Source organism: Paraburkholderia sp. RAU6.4a (genome assembly GCF_050435625.1).
Lineage (GTDB): Bacteria > Pseudomonadota > Gammaproteobacteria > Burkholderiales > Burkholderiaceae > Paraburkholderia > Paraburkholderia tuberum.
In genome coordinates, this window is record NZ_JBNDKQ010000002.1 from 2,032,349 (window position 1) to 2,053,801 (window position 21,453).

Here is a 21,453-nt window from a genome sequence, read left to right on the forward strand (position 1 = left end):
TCACTGACGCCCTTTTCGGAGCACAACACATGAGTCAAGTCACGCTGGGTGGCAACCCGATCGAAGTAAGCGGCACGTTCCCGTCGGTCGGCCAGCAGGCCGCCGCATTCTCGCTGATCGGCCGAGACCTGAAGCCGCTGACGCTCGCCGACTTCGCCGGCAAGCGCAAGGTGCTCAACATCGTCCCGAGTCTCGACACGCCGACCTGCGCGACGTCGACGCGCAAGTTCAACGAAGCCGCCGCGAAGCTCAGCAACACGGCCGTCATCGTCGTGTCGGGCGACCTGCCGTTCGCGGCGTCGCGCTTCTGCACGACCGAGGGCATCGAGAACGTGGTGACCGCGTCGACGTTCCGCGGCCATGAGTTCGCGCAAGCGTACGGCGTCGACGTGACGAGCGGTCCGCTGACCGGCCTGACCGCGCGCGCGGTCGTCGTGCTCGACGAAAACGACAAGGTCGTGCACGCCGAGCTGGTCGGCGAGATCAAGAACGAGCCGAACTACGACGCAGCGCTCGCCGCGCTGAAGTAAGCCCTCTCGCGCGCGAACCACGGCGCCGCGCCTCGCGCGCGGCGCCGTCGGCGCGGCGCGTCTCTTCCCACCGCTTTCATACAGGAACGCTCGCCTTGGCTACGCTCATCTGCGGCTCGCTCGCGTACGACAACATCATGACCTTCGAAGGCCGCTTTCGGGAGCACATCCTGCCGGAGCAGGTCCACATCCTGAACGTAAGCTTTCTCGTGCCGACCATGCGTCGCGAGTTCGGCGGCTGCGCGGGCAACATCGCCTATGCGCTGAATCTGCTCGGCGGCGACGCACGCATCATGGGCGCGATCGGCGCCGTCGACGCACGGCTCTATCTGGACCGGCTCGCGCAGCTCGGCCTGTCGACGGAAAACGTGCTCGTCGTGCCCGACACCTACTCGGCGCAGGCGATGATCACGACCGACCTCGAGAACAACCAGATCACCGCTTTCCATCCGGGCGCGATGATGCAGTCGCATCAGAACCGCGCCGACGAAGTGGCGGGCCTGACGCTCGGCATCGTCGCGCCGGACGGCTATGACGGCATGGTCCAGCACTCCGAACAGCTTGCCGCCGCAGGCGTGCCGTTCATCTTCGATCCGGGCCAGGGCTTGCCGCTGTTCGACGGCGAGACGCTGCGGCGCATCATTGAACTTGCTACTTATGTAGCGGTCAACGATTACGAAGCCGCGCTGGTGAGCAACAAGACCGGCTGGTCGATCGAACAGATCGCCGGCAAGGTCGACGCGCTGATCATCACGCTCGGCGAGAAGGGTGCGCAGATCCATCACGGCGGCGGTATCGAAGAGATTCCGGCGGTCACGGCCAGGCAGGTGCTCGATCCCACCGGCTGCGGCGACGCGTTTCGCGGCGGCTTGCTCTACGGTATCGAGAAGGGTCTCGGGTGGGCCACGACCGGCCGTCTCGCCAGCCTGATGGGCGCACTAAAGATCGAGCATCAAGGCCCGCAAAACTACGCGCCCAGTCGGGCGGAAATCAACGAGCGGTTCAAGCAGGCCTTCGGATACGACCTGCACTGATATCGCGTGCTATGGGAGTTTGGGAATGAGAACATCGAGTCGCCTGATCGTCGTCACCTTGTTCGCCGGTTCGCTGGCCATGTCGGGGTGTGCGGTCAACAGCAGCTCTCCCGACGTTTTCACCGCCTCGCAGGCGCAGCGTGAACAGACGGTTCGCATGGCCACGGTGGAGAGCGTGCGCGCGGTGCGGATCAGCACGAACGACGGTCAGCCGATCGGCATCGGCGCACTCGGTGGCGCGGCGCTCGGCGCGCTCGCCGGCAGCACGATCGGCGGCGGACGTGGCTCGGTCGCGACGGGTATCGTCGGCGGCATCGGCGGTGCGGTCGCCGGCAATGCAATCGAAAACCGCGTCGCCATGCGTGACGGTATCGAAATCACCGTGCGCCTCGACAACGGCGACATGCGCGCCGTCACCCAAACTGCTACCGGCGAAATCTTCCGCGCCGGCGATCGCGTGAGGCTGCTGTCGAGCGGCGGCGTCACGCGCGTCACACACTAAGCGCACCTCCCGCGCGGCGGCGCGTAGTTCAGCGCCGCGACGACGACTTCACACGCATGGGTCCTCACGGGTCCATGCGTGTTTTTTCTTTTCGGGGACGACGGGCAAAAAAACCCGCCACCGACACACCGGTAACGGGTCATTGACCGGGTGGCGCCCGCAAGAAATCGAGCACGACCCGGTCATCCGGCACATCGTACGATGTGTCGACTCACTGCTACTGCTTACGGACGGCTGCCCGTCGGGAACGGCCATGCCGCTGCCGGGTTCAGCGCGGTCTTCACCGTCGCCGCCGGTGCGCTCGAGACAGCAGGCGCAGCGGGAGCAGGCGCGGCCTTCTTGGCGACAGCCTTCTTCGCAGGGGCAGCCTTCTTCGCAGGCGCAGCGGCCTTCTTCGCGGCAGCCTTCTTGGCAGGTGCAGCTTTCTTGGCTGCAGCCTTTTTGGCAGGCGCCGCCTTCTTGGCAGCGGCCTTCTTCGCCGCGACCTTCTTCGCCGGTGCTGCCTTCTTCGCTGCGGCCTTCTTCGCCGGTGCTGCCTTCTTCGCTGCGACCTTCTTCGCTGCGACCTTCTTCACCGCGGCTTTCTTCGCCGGTGCTGCCTTCTTCGCCGCGACCTTCTTGGCTGCAACCTTCTTCGCCGCGACCTTCTTCACTGCGGCTTTCTTCGCCGGTGCTGCCTTCTTCGCCGCGACCTTCTTCGCTGCAACCTTCTTCGCTGCAACCTTCTTCGCAGCGACCTTCTTCACTGCGACCTTCTTCGCGGCGACCTTCTTGGCCGGAGCAGCCTTCTTAGCCGGAGCAGCCTTCTTTGCTGCGGTCTTCTTTGCTGCGGGCTTCTTGGCCGCGGCCTTCTTTGCAGTTGCCATCATTTTCTCCTTTAGGTTTTCAGATGAGGTCAGTTCAAACTACACCCTTCGTCAAAACCCGCTTCCCGCGGACGCTTCTCAGGGCGCGCGCTACGAAGCGGGCTATTCATCGGCGTACGCAGGTGCGGCGCGCTTACGCTAATGAATGCGGTAAGGCGCGCCGTGCCCGAAGGCACCGCGCGCCAAATCTGGTCGGCGTCGCAAGGCGACGCCGGCAATTGCTTGATCGGGCCGCCGGCAACGACGCCAGCGGCTTTTTCCGGGGGGAAGTTTGCCCATCCCACTGAAGGGTCCGCAAAGTGCCTGTCATGTTTGTGGGCCGTCAAGGCACCGGGCACGCTTTGCATCAGGCCGTTCTGCTCCTAACCCGGGGCGCCGCGGCCACAGGCGGCGGCATCCCCATCAATGAATACATCCGCGATACGAATCCCGGCTTACTCCCAGGAAAGCGCACCGCCAGTCTGATATTCGATCACTCGCGTCTCGAAGAAATTGCGTTCCTTCTTCAGGTCGATCATCTCGCTCATCCACGGGAACGGGTTTTCCTCGTTCGGGTACAGTGGATCGAGACCGATCTGCTGGCAACGGCGGTTGCAGATGAAGCGCAGATAGCTCTTGAACATCGACGCGTTGAGGCCGAGCACGCCGCGCGGCATCGTATCTTCGGCGTAGCGGTATTCGAGCTCGACCGCCTGCTGGAAGATCGCGCGAATTTCGGCGCGGAATTCGGTCGTCCACAGGTGCGGGTTTTCGAGTTTGATCTGGTTGATCAGGTCGATGCCGAAGTTGCAGTGCATCGACTCGTCACGCAGGATGTACTGGTACTGCTCTGCCGCGCCGGTCATCTTGTTCTGGCGGCCGAGCGCCAGGATTTGCGTAAAGCCGACGTAGAAGAACAGGCCTTCCATCACACAGGCGAACACGATCAGCGAGCGCAGCAGCGTCTGGTCTGCTTCGAGCGTACCGGTCTTGAAGGCCGGGTCGGTCAGCACGTGGATGTACGGAATCAGGAATTCGTCTTTCGCGCGGATCGACGGGACCTCGTGATACGCGTTGAAGATTTCGCCCTCGTCCAGACCGAGCGACTCGACGATGTACTGGTAAGCGTGCGTGTGGATCGCCTCTTCGAACGCCTGGCGCAGCAGGAACTGGCGGCATTCGGGCGCCGTGATGTGGCGGTAGGTGCCCAGCACGATGTTGTTGGCGGCGAGGGAATCTGCCGTCACGAAGAAGCCGAGGTTGCGCTTGACGACGCGGCGCTCGTCTTCGGTCAGCCCGTTCGGGTCTTTCCACAGGGCGATGTCGCGCGACATGTTCACTTCCTGCGGCATCCAGTGGTTGGCGCAACCCGCCAGATACTTTTCCCAAGCCCACTTGTACTTGAACGGCACCAACTGATTGACGTCAGTCTGGCCGTTGATGATGCGCTTGTCGGCGACATTGACGCGCGCTTCGGAAGCGGCCGCCGCGTTGGCAACCGCGTTGCCAATATGAGCGACGGGAGCGACAGCGACGTCGTTCGCGAAGACTTCTTGAGCGGAGGGAGCATGCGGAGCGGAACGCGTTCCGATTTGCGAATCAACAGCCGACCCCGCAGCGTTGCGCAACACGTTCGGTTGCGTCGCGCTCGAGGGAGTTACGGCAGTGATCTCGTCATCCCAGTTGAGCATAAATGTCACCATCAATTTAGAACGGTTTGTACCATCTTTTCACGAGCGATAAAAGAGTTCACTCGCGAAAATTCCTGTTTTCGATTCGCGTTGCTACGTTCATACAACACTTTGTTCGACATGCTGCGTGTGACCCATCCAGTGACGCATCGAGTGACGCGTGATGAACGCGTGTTGAACATGTGTTGCCGAGGTCCTTCGCGAACTCGAAGAGCAACGTTTCGACACGACGTTTCGTTGCTCTATCTATATGCATTGCGCAGTGCGTTCACGGCATCCGCCGACTGATCGATGGACTGATCGATGGATTGATCGATGCCGCACGAGCCGCGCATCGCGAGAGTCGGCGGTGAGCCGTGTCGAGCGTGTTGCGTCAGCGTTGGCGGTCGAGGTGCGATGCCATGTCGTGCGATCGTCTGGTGTTGCCAACGGCTGGGTTGCTTCATTGCATCGACGAGCGGTGAGACTTCGATACTGCTCACCGCTCGTCGACCTGCTTTCTACTTCATCGACGGGGCGCGTCGCTGACCGCCTGCGGATCACCACCTACGACCCTCGCGTGCAGTTAGCAAGCATCGCTCCCGCTGCTTGCCAATCTTTACTGGCAAGCCTCGCACTCGTCGAAGCCAGGATCGCCCGGACGCATCATGCAGACCGGACCATCCGCTTCGGGTGCCGCGTCGAGCGCGACCGCGGCAGTCGCTGCGACCGCTGCAGCAGCCTGCAAGCCGCCGCCCACACCACCCGCCGCGCCGCCGCCCACGCCGAAGCCGCCTGCCGCGCCGCCCGCGCCACCCGAGCCGTCATGACCCGAGCTCACCGCGTTCAGCGCGCCGTGCGCGACCGTCGACTTCTCGACGTGCGTCGCCGCCATCGTGCGCAGGTAGTAGGTGGTCTTCAGTCCGCGCAGCCATGCGAGCTTGTAGATCTCGTCGAGCTTCTTGCCCGATGCGCCCGCCATGTAGATGTTCAGCGACTGCGCCTGGTCGATCCACTTCTGACGACGCGAAGCCGACTCGACGAGCCACACCGGATCGACTTCGAACGCGGTCGCGTAGATCGCGCGCAGGTCGGCCGGGATGCGGTCGATGCGCGACAGCGTGCCGTCGAAGTACTTCAGGTCGGCGACCATCACTTCGTCCCACAGGCCGCGCGCCTTCAGGTCGCGCACCAGGTAGTCGTTGACCACCGTGAACTCGCCCGACAGGTTCGACTTCACGTACAGGTTCTGATAGGTCGGCTCGATGCACGCCGACACGCCGATGATGTTCGAGATCGTCGCGGTCGGCGCGATCGCCACGCAGTTCGAGTTGCGCATGCCGTAGGTCGAGATGCGCGAGCGCAGCGCGGGCCAGTCCATCGACTCGCTCGAATCGACCTCGACATAACCGCCGCGCGCCTCGGCGAGCAGCGCCACCGAATCCTGCGGGAGGATGCCGCGATCCCACAGCGAACCGCGGTAGCTCGAGTAGCGGCCGCGCTGTTCGGCAAGCTCGGTCGACGCGTAGTACGCGTAGTAGCAAACCGCTTCCATCGAGCGATCGGCGAACTCGACCGCTTCCTGCGACGCGTACGGCGTGCGCAGCACGTGCAGGCAGTCCTGGAAGCCCATGATGCCGAGGCCGACCGGACGGTGCTTGAGGTTCGAGTTGCGCGCCTTGGCGACCGCGTAGTAGTTGATGTCGATCACGTTGTCGAGCATGCGCATCGCGACGCTGACCGTGCGCTTCAGCTTGTCGTGGTCGAGCGCGAGCGTGCCGTCGGCCTGCTCCTTCAGGTGCGCGACGAGGTTCACCGAGCCGAGGTTGCAGACGGCGATTTCGGCGTCGCTCGTGTTCAGCGTGATTTCGGTGCACAGGTTCGACGAGTGGACGACGCCGACGTGCTGCTGCGGCGAGCGCACGTTGCACGGATCCTTGAACGTGATCCACGGATGGCCGGTTTCGAAGAGCATGCCCAGCATCTTGCGCCACAGCTGCGCCGCCGGGATCTTCTTGAACAGCTTGATCTCGCCGCGCGCGACCTTGTCTTCGTAAGCCGTGTAAGCCGTTTCGAACTCGGCGCCGAACTTGTCGTGCAGGTCCGGGCAGGTGGACGGCGAGAACAGCGTCCAGTCGCCGCCTTCCATCACGCGCTTCATGAACAGGTCGGGAATCCAGTTCGCGGTGTTCATGTCGTGCGTGCGACGACGGTCGTCGCCGGTGTTCTTGCGCAGCTCGAGGAATTCCTCGATGTCGAGGTGCCACGATTCGAGGTACGCGCACACCGCGCCCTTGCGCTTGCCGCCCTGGTTCACGGCGACCGCCGTGTCGTTGACGACCTTCAGGAACGGCACCACGCCCTGCGACTTGCCGTTGGTGCCCTTGATGTGCGAGCCGAGCGCGCGCACACGCGTCCAGTCGTTGCCGAGGCCGCCGGCGAACTTCGACAGCAGCGCGTTTTCCTTCAGCGCTTCGTAGATGCCGTCGAGGTCGTCATCGACCGTGGTCAGGTAGCAAGACGACAGCTGCGAGCGGCGCGTGCCGGAGTTGAACAGCGTCGGCGTCGAACTCATGAAGTCGAAGCTCGACAGCACGTTGTAGAACTCGATCGCGCGCGCTTCGCGGTCGATCTCGTTCAGCGACAGACCCATCGCGACACGCATAAAGAATGCCTGGGGCATTTCGATACGCACGTTGTCGTGATGCAGGAAGTAGCGGTCGTACAGCGTCTGCAGACCGAGGTAGCCGAACTGCAGGTCGCGGTTCGCGTCGAGCGCGGCCCCGAGGCGCTTCAGGTCGAACTGCAGCAGCTTGTCGTCGAGCAGCTCGGCTTGCACGCCGCGCTTGATGAACTGCGGGAAGTACTCGGCGTAGCGCTCGCCCATCTCGGCTTGCGTGACTTCCTCTTCGAGAATCTCGCGGCGGATCGTATGCAGCAGGATGCGCGCGGTGACCTGGCTGTAGGCCGGGTCCTTTTCGATCATCGTACGGGCAGCGAGGATCGCCGAGTCGTACACCTGGCTCATCGGCACGCCGTCGTACAGGTTCTTCACCGTTTCCGCGACGATCGGCTCGGCGCTAACGGCGTCGCCGAGGTTCGCGCACGCGGATTCGATGATGCCGCGCAGCGCAGCCATGTCCAGCGCACGCGTGATGCCGTTGTCGGTCACGTTCAGGCCCGGGGTGCTGGCGCCTTCCGCTGTCTGACCTTCATGAGCGTCATGCGCGCGCGCCTGGTTGCGCTTCTCGCGATACAGCACGTAAGCACGCGCGACGTTGTGTTCGCCGCCGCGCATCAGCGCGAGTTCGACCTGATCCTGAATGTCTTCGATATGGAACGTGCCGCCATTCGGACGGCTGCGCACCAGCGCGCGCACCACGTTCTGCGTGAGTTGCTCGACCAGTTCGCGCACCCGTGCCGACGCCGCGCCCTGACCACCGTTGACGGCGAGGAACGCCTTCGTCACGGCGATCGCGATTTTCGACGGCTCGAACGACACCACGCTGCCGTTGCGGCGGATCACCTTGTAGTCGGCGTAATTCGCTTGCGCCGCGAGTGCCTGCGCGCCTTGGGTCTGGCCGAAGGCCTGGCCAGTCGGTGAGCCCTCGTAACGGGTCGTCACGTTGTCGGTGGTTTGCATGTGCAAAGCTCCTGGTCTTGGAAATATTGCGGCGAGTGCCGCGGATTAAATCGAACGCCGCGCCGCCGCGTGAGCGTGCGATGAGGTGCAGGAAGGCCGGCTACGCCGGTTGGCGGGATGCAACTTCGAGGAAGCCTGATTCGATTTGATGACGGTCTTCATCGGGTCGGTCGCGATCACTGGCTGGTCCTTTCCTGAATGCTTCTGGATGCGGCCGGAGATCCCCTACCGGCTGCGCCCCAGGAATTTTTTTCGCTGTCTGGAATGCTTGCGGCGCCATGCTCGGGGAGCGGGACGCCGCAGACTTATCCACTCCTATTCACTCGGTTATGCACATGGTTATTCACAGCACAACACAAGATATAGTGCGAAACTCAGTTGTTGGCACCAAGTATAGTGGAGTTTCGAGACAGGTCAAAAGGTTTTATTTGCGCTCGCAGTCTTGACTTTTGCTTCACGCGGCGCGCAGAAGCTCCCCGGAGAAGCAGGCTGCGCCTCGTTCTCCGTGGATCACGCAAGATCGTGCGAAGGGGTTACCGCGTTTCGGAAAACTTGAGATAGGGGAAATACCGCCCGTCGAGCAACGTGTCGCGCTGCAGTCGCGGCCACTCGAAATACGGACCGGGATCGCTCTTGCGACCGGGTGCGATGTCGGAGTGGCCGGCAAGCGCGTCGATCGGATAGCGTGCCTTCAGTGCTCTGACGAGCGCGGCGAGCGTGCGGTATTGCGCCGCTTCGAAGGCCATGGTGTCGCTGCCTTCGAGCTCGATGCCGATCGAGAAATCATTGCAGCGCTCGCGGCCGAAAAAATTCGACGGCCCCGCGTGCCACGCGCGCTCGTTGCACGACACGAACTGCTCGAGTGCGCCATCGCGATGAATCACGAAATGCGCGGACACGCGCACGCCGCGCAGATGCGTGTCGTAGTACGGGTGAGTGTCGCAGTCGAGCGCGTTCTGGAACAGCTCGGCAATCGCGGTGCCGCCGAACTGGTTCGGCGGCAGGCTGATGTTGTGAACGACGATCAGCGTCGGCAGCGCGCCTTGCGGCCGCGCTTCGAAGTTTGGCGAGGCAAGCTTGCGTGCGGCAGGAACCCAACCGTCGGCATCGACGGTGTACGCGCCGCTCATCGGGCGTCGCGGCCGCTCGGACGCGCGCCGTGGCGCTGCGCGTGCGCGGCGCAGCAGAACGCCTGCCCCGCGACGCTGACCGAGTCGCTCTTCGGTGCGTGCACGCCGCACTCGACGCAGCGGATCATCGGCTCGGCAAGCTGCGGCTGTTGCCCATTCGAAGAACGCGCGCCGCCATTCGCGGTGCCGGCAGCGTTGGCACCGCCGGCACCGGTGCGTTGCGCGGACTGCGCGTCGTGGCGGCGCAGCGCCTTCACGAGCCATTGACCGACGATGAACAGCAGAATCAGCAAAAAGATTTGTCGCATGGGGACACTCACACCACGGGCCGGTGCAACAGCACCTCGAAAACAAAACGGCTGCCGACGTACGCGAGCAACAGCGCGACGAACGAGGCCAGCACCCAGCGCAATGCCGCACGGCCGCGCCAGCCGGACACCTTGCGCGCGGTCAGCAGCGCGCCGAACATCACCCACGAAAGAATCGCGAACACGGTCTTGTGATCGAGCCGCAACGCGCGGTCGATCAGCTGCTCGCTGAACAGGATGCCCGACAGCAGCGTCAGCGTGAGCAGCACGAAGCCGGCGCCGATCAGACGGAACAGCAGCTTCTCGAGCGTGAGCAGCGGCGGCAGCGCGTCGAGCCAACTCGACCACCAGCCATTGTCCGCCGCCGCGTGCCTTTGCGCGAGACCACCGCGCATCGAATGCAGACGCCGCTCGACCGCCAGCATCAGCACCGCGTGCAGCGCCGCGATCGCGAACAGACCGTATGCGATATTCGCAATCAGGAAGTGCAGCTTGAACATCGGCGCGGCCGCATACGGCAGCACGCGCACGCCGCCGAACGCGAGCGGCAGCAGCGACGCGACGCACGCGAGTGGCAATACCAGCAGGCGCAGTCCGTCGAGCGGGAAAAAGAAACTCTCGATCCAGTAGATGCCGGCGCCGAGCCAGAACATCGCCGACAGCGCGAACGCGAAGCCGAACACCATCGCGTTCTGCGGGAAGATCGTGCTATGCAGCAGCACGCCGTGAGCGAGCAGCGCGACGAACAGCAGCGCGCGCCCGGGCGCGCTCATGCCGGAGGCCACCAGAGCGCCCGCGTTGGCGGCATGACCGGGCAGCGGCGGCACGCTCTCGAGCAGCGGCCGCACGGCCGCGTGCCGGTGCGAGCGCCAGCCGGCCACGGCAAGACCGCCATAGAGAAGCGCGGTGAGGGCATACAGTACAATATCCATATTCGAAGTTTACACTAGGGCCCTACTCCGCGACGTCTTGCGCTTCGCGCGCTGCGCGGGCCCCACCGTTCATCGCTCCCCATGCTCGACAATCTGACTCAACGGATGGCGCGCGTCGTCAAGACGCTGCGCGGCGAAGCCCGGCTCACCGAGGCGAACACCCAGGAAATGCTGCGCGAGGTGCGTCTCGCACTGCTCGAGGCCGACGTGGCGCTGCCCGTCGTGCGCGAGTTCATCGCGAAGGTCAAGGAGAAGGCGCTCGGCGAGGAAGTGATCTCCAGCCTGTCGCCGGGTCAGGCGCTCGTCGGCGTCGTGCAGCGCGAACTGACCGCGGTGATCGGCGGCGATTACGAAGGCAAGGCCTCCGAGCTCAATCTCGCCGTCGCGCCGCCCGCGATCATCCTGATGGCGGGTCTGCAGGGCGCCGGCAAAACGACCACGGTCGGCAAGCTCGCCAAGCTGCTGCGCGAGAAGTACAAGAAGAAGGTGCTGACCGTTTCGTGCGACGTCTATCGTCCCGCCGCCATCGCGCAGCTGAAAACGGTGACCGAGCAGGTCGGCGCGGACTTCTTCCCGTCGGAGCTGAACCAGAAGCCGGTCGACATTGCCCGCGCCGCGCTCGACTGGGCCAAGCGCCACTATCACGACGTGCTGCTCGTCGACACGGCCGGCCGTCTCGGTATCGACGAGGTGATGATGAACGAAATCACCGCGCTGCACGCCGAGCTGAAGCCGGCGGAAACGCTGTTCGTCGTCGACGCGATGCTCGGCCAGGACGCGGTCAACACCGCGAAGGCGTTCAGCGACGCGCTGCCGCTCACCGGCGTCGTGCTCACCAAGCTCGACGGTGATTCGCGCGGTGGCGCGGCGCTCTCGGTGCGTCACGTGACGGGCAAGCCGGTCAAGTTCGTGGGTGTCGCCGAAAAACTCGACGGCCTCGAAGTGTTCCACCCGGACCGCATGGCGAGCCGGATTCTCGGCATGGGCGACATTCTCGCGCTGGTGGAGGAAGCGCAGCGCGGCGTCGACGTGCAGGCCGCGCAGAAGCTCGCCGACAAGGTCAAGAAAGGCGGCGACTTCGACCTCAACGATTTCCGCGCTCAGCTCACGCAAATGAAGGGCATGGGCGGCCTGTCGTCGCTGATGGACAAGCTGCCCGCGCAGTTTCAGCAAGCCGCGGCCGGCGCCGACATGAGTCAGGCCGAGAAGCAGATGCGCCGCATGGAAGGCATCATCAACTCGATGACGCCGGCCGAGCGCGCCAAGCCCGAACTGATCAAGGCGACCCGCAAGCGCCGCATCGCCGCGGGTGCGGGCGTGCAGGTGCAGGAAGTCAACCGCATGCTGAACCAGTACGAACAGATGCGCACGATGATGAAGAAGCTCAAGGGCGGCAACCTGCAGAAGATGATGCGCGGCATGAAGGGCATGATGCCCGGCATGCGCTAAGCTTGATGGGACCGGCGCGCGCTCGCGCCGAGTGCGGATGACTTCGGCATCGTGCGGGTTTATTCTGTAGCGCATTGCGCCGTCCCTCGCGGGAACGTCCCTCGGGACGTTGCCACTCACACTATGTATACAGTTACCGTCCGTCAGACGTCATGAACCGCGAAGAAGCCCTCCATATTTTTCAACACTCCGAAGAGATAGTTTCGGCCTCGGACGTCACTGCGTCGATCGCCCGCATGGCGGCTGCCATCCGCGACGAGATGAGCGAGGACTTCCCGCTCGTGCTGTCGGTGATGGGCGGCGCCGCGGTATTCACCGGCATGCTGCTGCCGCACCTCGATTTCCCGCTCGAGTTCGACTACATCCACCTGACGCGCTACCGCAATACGACGAAGGGCAGCAACGAGATGCAATGGCGCGTCGCGCCGGCCGAGTCGGTCAAGGATCGCGTGGTGCTCGTGCTCGACGACATCCTCGACGAAGGCGAGACGATGGCCGCAATCCGCGACCGCATCCTCGCGATGGGCGCGAAGCGCTTCCTGTCCGCGGTGCTGTGCGAGAAGATCATTCCGAAGGCGAAACCGCTGCGCCCCGATTACTGCGGCTTCGAAGTGCCGGACCGGTACGTGTTCGGCTGCGGGATGGATGCGAAGGGCTACTGGCGCAACCTGCCGACCATTCGGGCGTTGACCGAGGGAGCGTGAGCGGGGCATCCGCCCCGCCCCACCGGCGAAAAAAAAGCAGCCTGCCTGGCTGCTTTTTTATGGCTGCGACAGTGGCAATGCGCGCACCGGCTCGCGTTTCACAGCTTGTGCACGAAAGAGCGGATTCCACCGAGCATCATCTCGACTGAAATCGCGACGAGCACGAGCCCCATCAGCCGCTCGAACGCCGCCATCACACGTTCACCGAGCCACGCCTGAATGCGCTCGGCGAGCATCAGCACGATCGCACAGATGATCATCGTGACGGTCAGCGCGCCGACCCACTCGACCGTTTTGCCCGGCGCCTGCGAGGTCAGCAGCATGACCGTCGCCAACGCCGACGGACCCGCTAGCGCAGGAATCGCGAGCGGCACGATCAGTGGCTCGCCGCCGCGCGCGTCGCCGCCGAACGGACCGTCCGGATGCGGAAACACCATACGCAGCGCAATCAGAAACAGCACGATGCCGCCGCCGATCCGCAACGACTGGTCGCTGAGGCTCATCATGCGCAGAAAGCTCTGCCCGAGCATCATGAACACCAGCAGGATCGCAAACGCGATCGCGACCTCGCGCAGGATCACGACCGTGCGACGCTCCGGCGACACACCGCGCAGACAGCTGACGAAGATCGGGATGTTGCCGAGCGGATCGGTGATCAGGATTAGCAGCACCGTCGCGGACAGGAAGGTGTACTCCACCGCCCGCTCCGCTTAGTTCGCCAGCGCCGCGCGCACTTTGCCGATCACGGTCTGCGCGGCGTCCGCGACCGGCAGCAGCGTCGCTTCGGCCTCGCGACGGCCCTGATACTCGATCTTGCCGTCCTTCAGACCACGGTCGCCGATCACCAGTCGATGCGGCACGCCGATCAGTTCCCAGTCGGCGAACATCACGCCCGGCCGCTCGCCGCGATCGTCGAGGATCACGTCGATACCGGCCGCGACGAGTTCCGCGTACAGCTTGTCGGCCTGCTCACGCACCGCGTCGCTGCGGTCATAGCCCATCGGGCACAGCACGACTTCGAACGGCGCAATCGACTCCGGCCAGATGATGCCCTTGTCGTCGAAATTCTGTTCGATCGCGGCGCCGAGAATCCGCGTGACGCCGATGCCGTAGCAGCCCATCTCCATCGGCCGAGGCTTTCCGGTTTCGTCGAGACAGGCCGCGTTCATCGCTTCGGAATACTTGGTGCCGAGCTGGAACACGTGGCCCACTTCGATGCCGCGGCAGATGTCGAGCACGCCCCTGCCGTCCGGCGACGGATCGCCCTTCTTCACATTGCGGATGTCGGCGACGACCGGCTCCGGCAGGTCGCGGCCCCAGTTCACGCCGGTGGTGTGATAGTCGACGTCGTTCGAGCCGACCACGAAGTCGCTCATGTTCGCGACCGTGCGGTCCGCGATCACCTTGACCGGCTTCTTCGTGTTGATCGGACCGAGATAGCCCGGCGGTGTGCCGAACGTCTCGACGATCTCGGCTTCGGTCGCCATGCGGAAATTACCGAGGCCCGCGAGCTTGGCCGCCTTGATCTCGTTCAGATCATGATCGCCGCGCAGCATCAGCAGCCAGATCGTCGGCTCGGCGCCTTCGTTCTCGGTGGCGAGCACGACCGACTTGATCGTGCGTTCGAGCGGAATGTTCAGCAGTTCGGCAACCGCCTCGCACTTCGCCTTGCCGGGCGTCGCGGTCTTCTTCATCTCTTCTGCCGGCGCCGCGCGCTCTGCGATCAGCGGTAGCGCTTCGGCCGCCTCGACGTTCGCGGCGAAATCGGAGGTCGGGCAATACGCGATGTCGTCTTCGCCGGTGTCGGCGATCACATGGAACTCATGCGAGCCGCTGCCGCCGATCGAGCCGTTGTCGGCCGCCACCGCGCGGAAGTCCAGACCGAGGCGCGTGAAGATGCGCACGTACGCGTCGTACATCTTGCGATACGACTCGCGCAGACCCTGCGCGTCCTTGTCGAACGAGTACGCGTCTTTCATGATGAACTCGCGGCCGCGCATCACGCCGAAACGCGGACGGATCTCGTCGCGGAACTTCGTCTGGATCTGATAGAAGTTGACCGGCAGTTGGCGATAGCTCTTGATCTGGTTGCGCGCGATGTCGGTGACGACTTCCTCGTGCGTCGGGCCCATCACGAAATCGGCCTGCTTGCGGTCTTTGAAGCGCAGCAGCTCGGGACCGTACTTCTCCCAGCGCCCCGATTCCTGCCACAGTTCGGCCGGCTGCACGGCCGGCATCAACAGCTCGATCGCGCCCGCCCGGTTCATTTCCTCACGCACGATCGCTTCCACCTTGCGGATCGAACGCAGGCCGACCGGCAGGTAGTTATAGATACCGCCCGCGACGCGACGGATCATGCCCGCGCGCACCATGAGCTTGTGGCTGATGATTTCGGCGTCGGCGGGCGCTTCTTGTGAGAGTGCCGATAAAGAAACGGGAAGCTTTCATTCAAGGTGTCCAAAAGCGGCGGCTTCCGGTAGGACCGCCAGAAAAGGGGAAAATGAGGGAAATCGACACAGATCCGCGGCGAAGCCGGAAGGGTTCGCCCGACTGGCGGCGCCCTGCCCCCGTGCGGCGCCGAAACCGCCGCGCAAAGCCTCTCTCACAAGGGATAGGCACGGAAAACCGACAGGCTACCGCAAACCCGGGCCTGTTGCGGCGAATCGCTCCATTCTGATGCGATTCGGTGCGTAGGGTCCGTTATCTGTTTATAATCAAAGCAATTTTAAAGGATTCGAAGGTGGTTGTATGCTGGATCGTGAAGGCTTTCGCCCGAACGTCGGCATCATCCTCTTGAACGCGCACAACGAGGTGTTTTGGGGCAAACGACTCCGTGAACATTCCTGGCAGTTTCCGCAAGGGGGCATCAAATATGGTGAGACCCCCGTGCAAGCGATGTATCGGGAGTTACACGAAGAGACCGGGCTGCTTCCTGAGCACGTCAAGGTGATCGGTCGCACGCGCGACTGGTTGCGTTATGAGGTGCCTGACAAGTTCATCAAGCGCGAAGTACGCGGTCATTACCGCGGCCAGAAACAAATCTGGTTTTTGCTCCGGATGGTAGGACGCGACTGCGACATCTGTTTGCGCGCCACCGACCACCCTGAGTTCGATGCGTGGCGTTGGAACGAGTATTGGGTGCCGCTCGACTGTGTGATCGAGTTCAAGCGGGATGTGTATCAGTTGGCGCTAACGGAGCTGTCCCGTTTCATGCGCCGGCCTGCGCCGCGTGCGGAAAAACCTGGCGGGCATCATGGGTCGCGTTATCCCCGGATAGCGTCGTCGATGCAAAGCCCGCCGGATTCCACGGTAAGCACGGTGGTCACCACCGTCACGACCGTAACTTCGGTCAGCGTCGAAACTTCGACGCACGTGCTGGTCGCGCCGGATTGCGGTCCCGGCTCACCGGATGCCAACATGAGATCGGAGGATGAGCGCGAAACGGCCGAAGCCGACGAGGCCGTCGCCCCGTTAGTACGACGAGGCGTGCGCGATTAACCATTCCAGGCGGCGGCTCGCGCCGCCTCTCTCTGGCGCGGCTTTCGAGCCGCGTCTGTCTCTCGAGGGAATCAGATTGAAAGCACTTGCATTCGCCGTGGCGTGCGTCGCCACCGGCGCCCTGCTGGCAGGCTGTTCGAGCGCCGGCAAACCGACCAACAAAGACGACAGCGAGTTCACCTATCTGCTGGATCGCAAGAGCAACTGGGTTGAAAACAAGGTCGACACGTTGCCGCCGCTGCCCTCCGACGCGAACCTGCTGCCGTTCGAAGTCTCCGGCAATACGCCGCTGCAATTTGCGATCGACCCGAAGTCCGTCAGCGTCGGCGACGACGGCGTGGTGCGTTACACGGTGGTCGTCACGAGCCCGGGCGGTGCGCGCAACGTCAATTACGAGGGCATCCGCTGCGACACGTATGAATGGCGTCAGTATGCGGGCCTGAACGCCGATCACGACGGCTGGGACACGACGGTCGCAAACCCGTTTTCGCGGATAGAAAACGGCGCGCTGAATGCGTACCAGGCCGCGTTGTATCAGGACTATATGTGCGCAAACAAGATTCCGACCGGCAGCGCGCAGCACATCGTCGAGAACATTCGTTACAAGCGCACGCAGACGTCGCAGATTCATTGAGGCCGGTTGCGCGGCGCGCGCCCGACTCAGGCGCCGTTGCTTATCCGTGACGATTAAAAAGCCGTTCCAGCCTGCGCTGGAACGGCTTAATTGTTGGCTCTTCATACGCGCGATATGCGCGCCGCCTCGCAGATCAAAGCACCACGAGATTGTCGCGATGAATCAGTTCGGGCTCGAGCATATAGCCGAGCACTGACTCAATTTCGCCGCTCGGACGCCGCTGGATCAGTTTGGTTTCCGCGCTGCTGTAGTTCGTCAAACCACGTGCGACCTCGCGGCCTGACGCGCTCAGACACGCGATCACCTCGCCGCGCGCGAATGCACCCTGCACACCGACGATGCCGATCGGCAGCAAGCTCTTGCCGCCGGCGGTCAGTTTTTCGACCGCGCCGTCATCGATCACGACGTGGCCGCGCACCTGCAGGTGATCGGCCATCCATTGCTTGCGCGCCGCCATGCGCGCGGTGCGCGCGATCAGTTGGGTGCCGATCGCCTCGCCGGCCGCCAGTCTCACCAGCACGTCCGACTCGCGCCCACTTGCGATCACCGTATTGGCGCCGCTATGGGCCGCACGCTTCGCAGCGAGAATCTTGGTCAGCATGCCGCCGCGGCCGAGGCTCGAGCCCGCACCGCCCGCCATCGCCTCGAGCTCGGGCGCGCCGGCGTCGGCTTGCTGGACGAGTGTCGCGGTCGGGTCCTTGCGCGGATCTGCGGTGAAGAGGCCTTGCTGGTCCGTCAGAATGATCAGCGCGTCGCCCTCGATCAGATTGGCAACCAGCGCGCCGAGCGTGTCGTTGTCGCCGAACTTGATTTCGTCGGTGACGACCGTGTCGTTCTCGTTGATGATCGGTACAACTCCGAGCCCCAGCAGCGTGAGCAGCGTGGAGCGAGCGTTCAGATAACGCTCGCGGTCAGCAAGGTCAGCGTGAGTAAGCAGGATCTGCGCAGTCTGGATGGAATGTTCGGCGAAGCGGCTTTCGTACACTTGCGCGAGACCCATCTGACCGACCGCCGCGGCCGCCTGCAGCTCATCGATTTCACGCGGCCGCTTCGTCCAGCCGAGCCGCTGCATGCCCTCGGCGATCGCGCCCGAGCTGACCAGCACCACTTCCTTGCCTTGCGCGCGCAGTGCGGCAATTTGCGCGGCCCAGCGGCCGATCGCCGCATGATCGAGGCCGCGCCCGTCGTTCGTGACGAGACTCGAACCGACTTTGACGACCAATCGCCGTGAATCTGCGATGACGGAACGCATTGTGCGCTGTCTCCCAAGATGACGCGTGATGCATACCGGCACCCGCCGCTGGCGCCGGCGCTCGAGTTGTTATTCCTGCGGATCGGTTCCGGCTTCGCGGGTTGCGGCCGGTACTTGCGTCCCGTCGCGGAAACGCACGTCGGAGGCCAGGTCTTCGGCTTCGGCCGCGCGTTGCGCGTCGGAGTGCTCGGCGAGGTAGTCGAACACGGCGTAGCAAAGATTTTCACAGCCCTGGCCAGTCAGCGCCGAGATCTCGAACACCGGACCGTCCCAGCCGAAGCCTTCGAGGAACGCCGCCACGCGCGCTTCGCGATCGTCCTCAGGCACCATGTCCAGCTTGTTCAGCACAAGCCAGCGCGGCTTCTGATAAAGCTCTTCGTCGTACTTGCGCAGTTCGTTGACGATCGCCTTCGCTTCGGCGACCGGATCGATCGATTCATCGAACGGTGCGATGTCGACGATGTGCAGCAGCAGCCCGGTGCGCTGCAGGTGACGCAGGAATTGATGGCCTAGGCCGGCGCCTTCCGCCGCGCCTTCGATCAGCCCCGGAATGTCGGCAATCACGAAGCTGCGGCTCGGCCCGACGCGCACGACGCCGAGGTTCGGCGCGAGCGTGGTGAACGGGTAATCGGCGATTTTCGGCTTCGCGTTCGACACCGACGAGATAAACGTCGACTTGCCCGCATTCGGCATGCCGAGCAGACCGACGTCGGCCAGCACTTTCAGTTCGAGGCGGACCATGCGGCGCTCGCCCGGCTTGCCGTCGGTCTTCTGACGCGGCGCGCGGTTCGTGCTGGACTTGAAATGGAGGTTGCCGAGGCCGCCGGCTCCCCCTTGCGCGATTTGCACGCTCTGGTTGTGCTCGGTCAGATCGGCGATCAGCTCGCCGGTTTCCATGTCCGTGATGGTGGTGCCGACCGGCATGCGCAGCGTGATGTCATCACCACCCTTGCCGTAGCAATCCGAGCCGCGGCCGTTTTCGCCGTTGCGCGCCAGATGTTTTTTCGCGTAGCGGTAATCGATCAGCGTGTTGATGTTGCGGTCAGCCACCGCGATCACGCTGCCGCCCCGGCCGCCGTCACCGCCATCGGGGCCGCCGAACGGGACGAACTTCTCGCGGCGCATCGACGCGCTGCCATCCCCTCCGTCGCCGGCGATGACTTCAATCCTCGCTTCGTCAATGAACTTCATGTGTTACTCCGTCCCGTGGTGTACTGCCCGATTCGATGCAGGGGTTGATACTGATTGGATGCTGCTATTTTGCCGCGCGCGCCGCGCGTTGATCAATCGACCGACCGGCATAGTCCGCCTATGAGGAGCGGTCGGCTGCGCGGCTTGGGCGCCAAGCTAAAGGGGCGCCGCAATAAAAAAAGCCCCGCGAACTTCGCGGGGCCTTTTTCCGGTCCTGAAGCCCGTGCCTGATTAAACTCAGGCTGCCGGGACGACGGAAACGGTGTGCTTCTTCGCCGCGCCCTTCGTCGAGAACTGGACGTGGCCGTCCTTCAGCGCGAACAGGGTGTGATCCTTGCCCATGCCGACGTTGTCGCCAGCGTGCATGCGCGTACCGCGCTGACGCACGATGATGCCACCAGCATTGATAGCCTGGCCGCCGTAAACCTTCACGCCGAGGCGCTTCGATTCGGAGTCGCGGCCGTTTCGGGACGATCCGCCTGCCTTTTTGTGTGCCATTTGATTTGCTCCTTAACCGGTGCGCTTACGCGTTGATCGCGTCGATGCGCAGTTCGGTATAGTTCTGGCGGTGGCCGCCATGCTTCTGGTAGTGCTTCCGGCGACGCATCTTGAAGATCGTCACTTTGGCGTGACGACCTTGCGACACGACGGTAGCCTTGACGGAAGCCCCACTGACCAGCGGCGTACCGAACTTAATCGATTCGCCTTCGCCCACTGCGAGAACCTGGTCGAGCGTGATTTCAGCGTCAATGTCTGCCGGTATCTGTTCTACTTTAAGTTTTTCGCCGACGGCAACCTTGTACTGCTTGCCACCGGTTTTTATGACCGCGTACATTGAGAACCTCACTCTGTATTCATTTTTCCCACGCACCGCGCGCGGAAACTGTCGATTATACATAGAGTTAGCTGCTCGGTCAAAACCTGCTTGCCAAACCGTCTACCGTCCGGCTTCGCCCTCCCTCGCAGGCGCTCGCAGATGGCATACCTGCGACGCGCGGCGCCCCGCAGACGGCCTTGGCAGGCGCCCCGCGCGCCATGCGGAGCGCATCCACGCCGCAGCCGACGACCCGGAAGCGCCCCGATCGCCTTATAATTCGCGGCACTACCCAATTCAGCCATCATGTCGTCGACTGCCACCACCTCCCCCAACGTCGCCAGCCTGCTTGCTCCAATCGCCGAAGACATGCAGCAGGTCAATCGCGTCATCCGGCAACGTCTTGCGTCGGACGTGATGCTGATCAATCAGATTTCCGAGTACATCATCAGCGCCGGCGGCAAGCGGCTGCGGCCCGCGCTGCTGTTGCTGGTGGCGGGCGCGCTCGGCGATACGACGGGGCACCGGCACGAGCTGGCAGCGGTCGTCGAATTCATCCACACGGCCACGCTGCTGCATGACGACGTGGTCGACGAGTCCGACCTGAGGCGCGGCCGCCAGACCGCCAATGCGCTGTTCGGCAACGCGGCGAGCGTGCTGGTCGGTGACTTTCTTTACTCACGGTCGTTCCAGATGATGGTCGGCGTGGGCAAGATGCGCGTGATGGAAATTCTGTCGGAAGCGACCAACATCATCTCTGAAGGCGAAGTGCTGCAGTTGTTGAACATGCACGATGCCGACGTCGACGAAGCCCGTTACATGCAGGTGATCCGCTACAAGACCGCAAAGTTGTTCGAGGCGGCCGCCCAGCTCGGCGCGGTGCTGGCCGGCGCGGACGCGAAAACCGAAGCCGCCGCCGCCGAGTACGGTCGTCGCATCGGCACCGCGTTCCAGATCATGGACGACTGGCTCGACTACACGGGGACGGCCGAGTCGATGGGCAAGAACGCCGGCGACGATCTGCGCGAAGGCAAACCGACGCTTCCGCTCATCTATCTGATCGAACGCGGCACGCCCAAGCAGTCGGCGCTTGCGCGCGAAGCCATCGAGCAAGGTGGCACCGACCGTTTCGATACCATTTTCGACGCGATCACGCGCTCGGGCGCGCTGGATCACACGCTCGAGTGCGCGAAACAGGAGGCGCATGCAGCCGCGGCAGCAATATCGTCATTTCCCCATTCCATTTTCAAGGAGAGCCTGCTAGAATTATGCTCTTACTCGACGGCAAGACAGTCTTGAACGAGACTGAAACACCGA

At 63.5% G+C, this 21,453-nt stretch carries 20 protein-coding genes and 1 pseudogene; 8 read left to right on the top strand and 13 right to left on the bottom strand.

Features of this window, described 5'->3' with window-relative positions; all coding sequences use genetic code 11:
* Nucleotides 1–29 precede the first annotated feature (29 nt).
* From tpx to OKW40_RS14150, 3 genes are all read left to right on the top strand, one after another.
* Nucleotides 30–530: a thiol peroxidase gene (tpx, locus tag OKW40_RS14140; RefSeq protein WP_090801909.1), complete on the top strand. Its 501-nt coding sequence runs from the start codon at nt 30–32 to the stop codon at nt 528–530.
* 95 nt (nt 531–625) lie between these two features.
* Nucleotides 626–1,564, top strand: coding sequence for a carbohydrate kinase family protein (locus OKW40_RS14145; protein ID WP_184050998.1), 939 nt, complete (start codon nt 626–628; stop codon nt 1,562–1,564).
* A 25-nt stretch (nt 1,565–1,589) separates the two neighbouring features.
* Nucleotides 1,590–2,066, top strand: a complete 477-nt coding sequence (locus OKW40_RS14150) for a glycine zipper 2TM domain-containing protein (RefSeq protein WP_187617709.1) — start codon at nt 1,590–1,592, stop codon at nt 2,064–2,066.
* A 224-nt stretch (nt 2,067–2,290) separates the two neighbouring features.
* On the opposite strand, the gene OKW40_RS14155 is transcribed toward OKW40_RS14150, so the two are convergent.
* The 7 genes from OKW40_RS14155 to OKW40_RS14185 all read right to left on the bottom strand — a co-directional run bounded on the left by OKW40_RS14155 (nt 2,291) and on the right by OKW40_RS14185 (nt 10,594).
* The gene (locus OKW40_RS14155) at nt 2,291–2,932 is read right to left on the bottom strand and encodes a histone H1-like DNA-binding protein (RefSeq protein WP_184022887.1); all 642 of its coding nucleotides are present in this window, start codon (nt 2,930–2,932) and stop codon (nt 2,291–2,293) included.
* Between the two features lie 29 nt (nt 2,933–2,961).
* Entirely contained in the window at nt 2,962–3,279 is a 318-nt protein-coding gene (locus tag OKW40_RS14160; protein WP_084754174.1) for a hypothetical protein, read from the bottom strand.
* 87 nt (nt 3,280–3,366) lie between these two features.
* Nucleotides 3,367–4,602 carry a ribonucleotide-diphosphate reductase subunit beta gene (locus OKW40_RS14165; protein ID WP_429490248.1) on the bottom strand — a complete coding sequence of 412 codons (1,236 nt, stop codon included), beginning with the start codon at nt 4,600–4,602 and terminating at the stop codon, nt 3,367–3,369.
* Nucleotides 4,603–5,200: 598 nt separating this feature from the next.
* Nucleotides 5,201–8,224 (bottom strand): ribonucleoside-diphosphate reductase subunit alpha, encoded by a 3,024-nt coding sequence (locus tag OKW40_RS14170; protein WP_429490250.1) that lies wholly within the window; start codon nt 8,222–8,224, stop codon nt 5,201–5,203.
* Between the two features lie 533 nt (nt 8,225–8,757).
* A complete protein-coding gene (gene ampD / locus OKW40_RS14175; protein WP_429490252.1) occupies nt 8,758–9,354 on the bottom strand; it encodes a 1,6-anhydro-N-acetylmuramyl-L-alanine amidase AmpD in 597 nt (198 codons plus the stop codon).
* Nucleotides 9,351–9,662, bottom strand: a complete 312-nt coding sequence (locus OKW40_RS14180) for a PP0621 family protein (RefSeq protein WP_090801917.1) — start codon at nt 9,660–9,662, stop codon at nt 9,351–9,353. The genes ampD and OKW40_RS14180 overlap by 4 nt, the downstream gene beginning before the upstream one ends.
* 8 nt (nt 9,663–9,670) lie before the next feature.
* Complete coding sequence (locus OKW40_RS14185; RefSeq protein ID WP_090801919.1) at nt 9,671–10,594, bottom strand: cytochrome C assembly family protein; 924 nt, start codon at nt 10,592–10,594, stop codon at nt 9,671–9,673.
* Nucleotides 10,595–10,675: 81 nt separating this feature from the next.
* Here OKW40_RS14185 and ffh point away from each other — a divergent pair, with 81 nt between their 5' ends.
* Nucleotides 10,676–12,043 (top strand): signal recognition particle protein, encoded by a 1,368-nt coding sequence (gene ffh / locus OKW40_RS14190; RefSeq protein WP_090801921.1) that lies wholly within the window; start codon nt 10,676–10,678, stop codon nt 12,041–12,043.
* 152 nt (nt 12,044–12,195) lie between these two features.
* Nucleotides 12,196–12,747 carry a hypoxanthine-guanine phosphoribosyltransferase gene (locus OKW40_RS14195; protein WP_008923084.1) on the top strand — a complete coding sequence of 184 codons (552 nt, stop codon included), beginning with the start codon at nt 12,196–12,198 and terminating at the stop codon, nt 12,745–12,747.
* A gap of 98 nt (nt 12,748–12,845) precedes the next feature.
* On the opposite strand, the gene OKW40_RS14200 is transcribed toward OKW40_RS14195, so the two are convergent.
* Complete coding sequence (locus OKW40_RS14200; RefSeq protein ID WP_090801923.1) at nt 12,846–13,445, bottom strand: MarC family protein; 600 nt, start codon at nt 13,443–13,445, stop codon at nt 12,846–12,848.
* Nucleotides 13,446–13,457: 12 nt separating this feature from the next.
* A pseudogene (locus tag OKW40_RS14205) lies at nt 13,458–15,195 on the bottom strand (proline--tRNA ligase).
* A gap of 300 nt (nt 15,196–15,495) precedes the next feature.
* On the opposite strand from OKW40_RS14205, the gene OKW40_RS14210 reads away from it, so the two are divergent.
* Together OKW40_RS14210 and OKW40_RS14215 are read left to right on the top strand one after the other, a co-directional pair.
* A complete protein-coding gene (locus OKW40_RS14210; RefSeq protein WP_090801927.1) occupies nt 15,496–16,245 on the top strand; it encodes an RNA pyrophosphohydrolase in 750 nt (249 codons plus the stop codon).
* A 76-nt stretch (nt 16,246–16,321) separates the two neighbouring features.
* Nucleotides 16,322–16,879: a CNP1-like family protein gene (locus tag OKW40_RS14215; RefSeq protein ID WP_184058542.1), complete on the top strand. Its 558-nt coding sequence runs from the start codon at nt 16,322–16,324 to the stop codon at nt 16,877–16,879.
* Nucleotides 16,880–17,012: 133 nt separating this feature from the next.
* Here OKW40_RS14215 and proB read toward each other — a convergent pair whose 3' ends face one another.
* The 4 genes from proB to rplU all read right to left on the bottom strand — a co-directional run bounded on the left by proB (nt 17,013) and on the right by rplU (nt 20,157).
* Nucleotides 17,013–18,131, bottom strand: a complete 1,119-nt coding sequence (gene proB / locus OKW40_RS14220) for a glutamate 5-kinase (RefSeq protein WP_184022882.1) — start codon at nt 18,129–18,131, stop codon at nt 17,013–17,015.
* A 69-nt stretch (nt 18,132–18,200) separates the two neighbouring features.
* Nucleotides 18,201–19,322: an Obg family GTPase CgtA gene (gene cgtA, locus OKW40_RS14225; protein WP_184051016.1), complete on the bottom strand. Its 1,122-nt coding sequence runs from the start codon at nt 19,320–19,322 to the stop codon at nt 18,201–18,203.
* Nucleotides 19,323–19,559: 237 nt separating this feature from the next.
* A complete protein-coding gene (rpmA, locus tag OKW40_RS14230; RefSeq protein ID WP_184058546.1) occupies nt 19,560–19,820 on the bottom strand; it encodes a 50S ribosomal protein L27 in 261 nt (86 codons plus the stop codon).
* A gap of 25 nt (nt 19,821–19,845) precedes the next feature.
* Entirely contained in the window at nt 19,846–20,157 is a 312-nt protein-coding gene (rplU, locus tag OKW40_RS14235) for a 50S ribosomal protein L21 (protein ID WP_007180329.1), read from the bottom strand.
* Nucleotides 20,158–20,442: 285 nt separating this feature from the next.
* On the opposite strand from rplU, the gene OKW40_RS14240 reads away from it, so the two are divergent.
* A complete protein-coding gene (locus OKW40_RS14240; RefSeq protein ID WP_429490254.1) occupies nt 20,443–21,435 on the top strand; it encodes a polyprenyl synthetase family protein in 993 nt (330 codons plus the stop codon).
* The last annotated feature ends 18 nt before the right edge of the window (nt 21,436–21,453 follow it).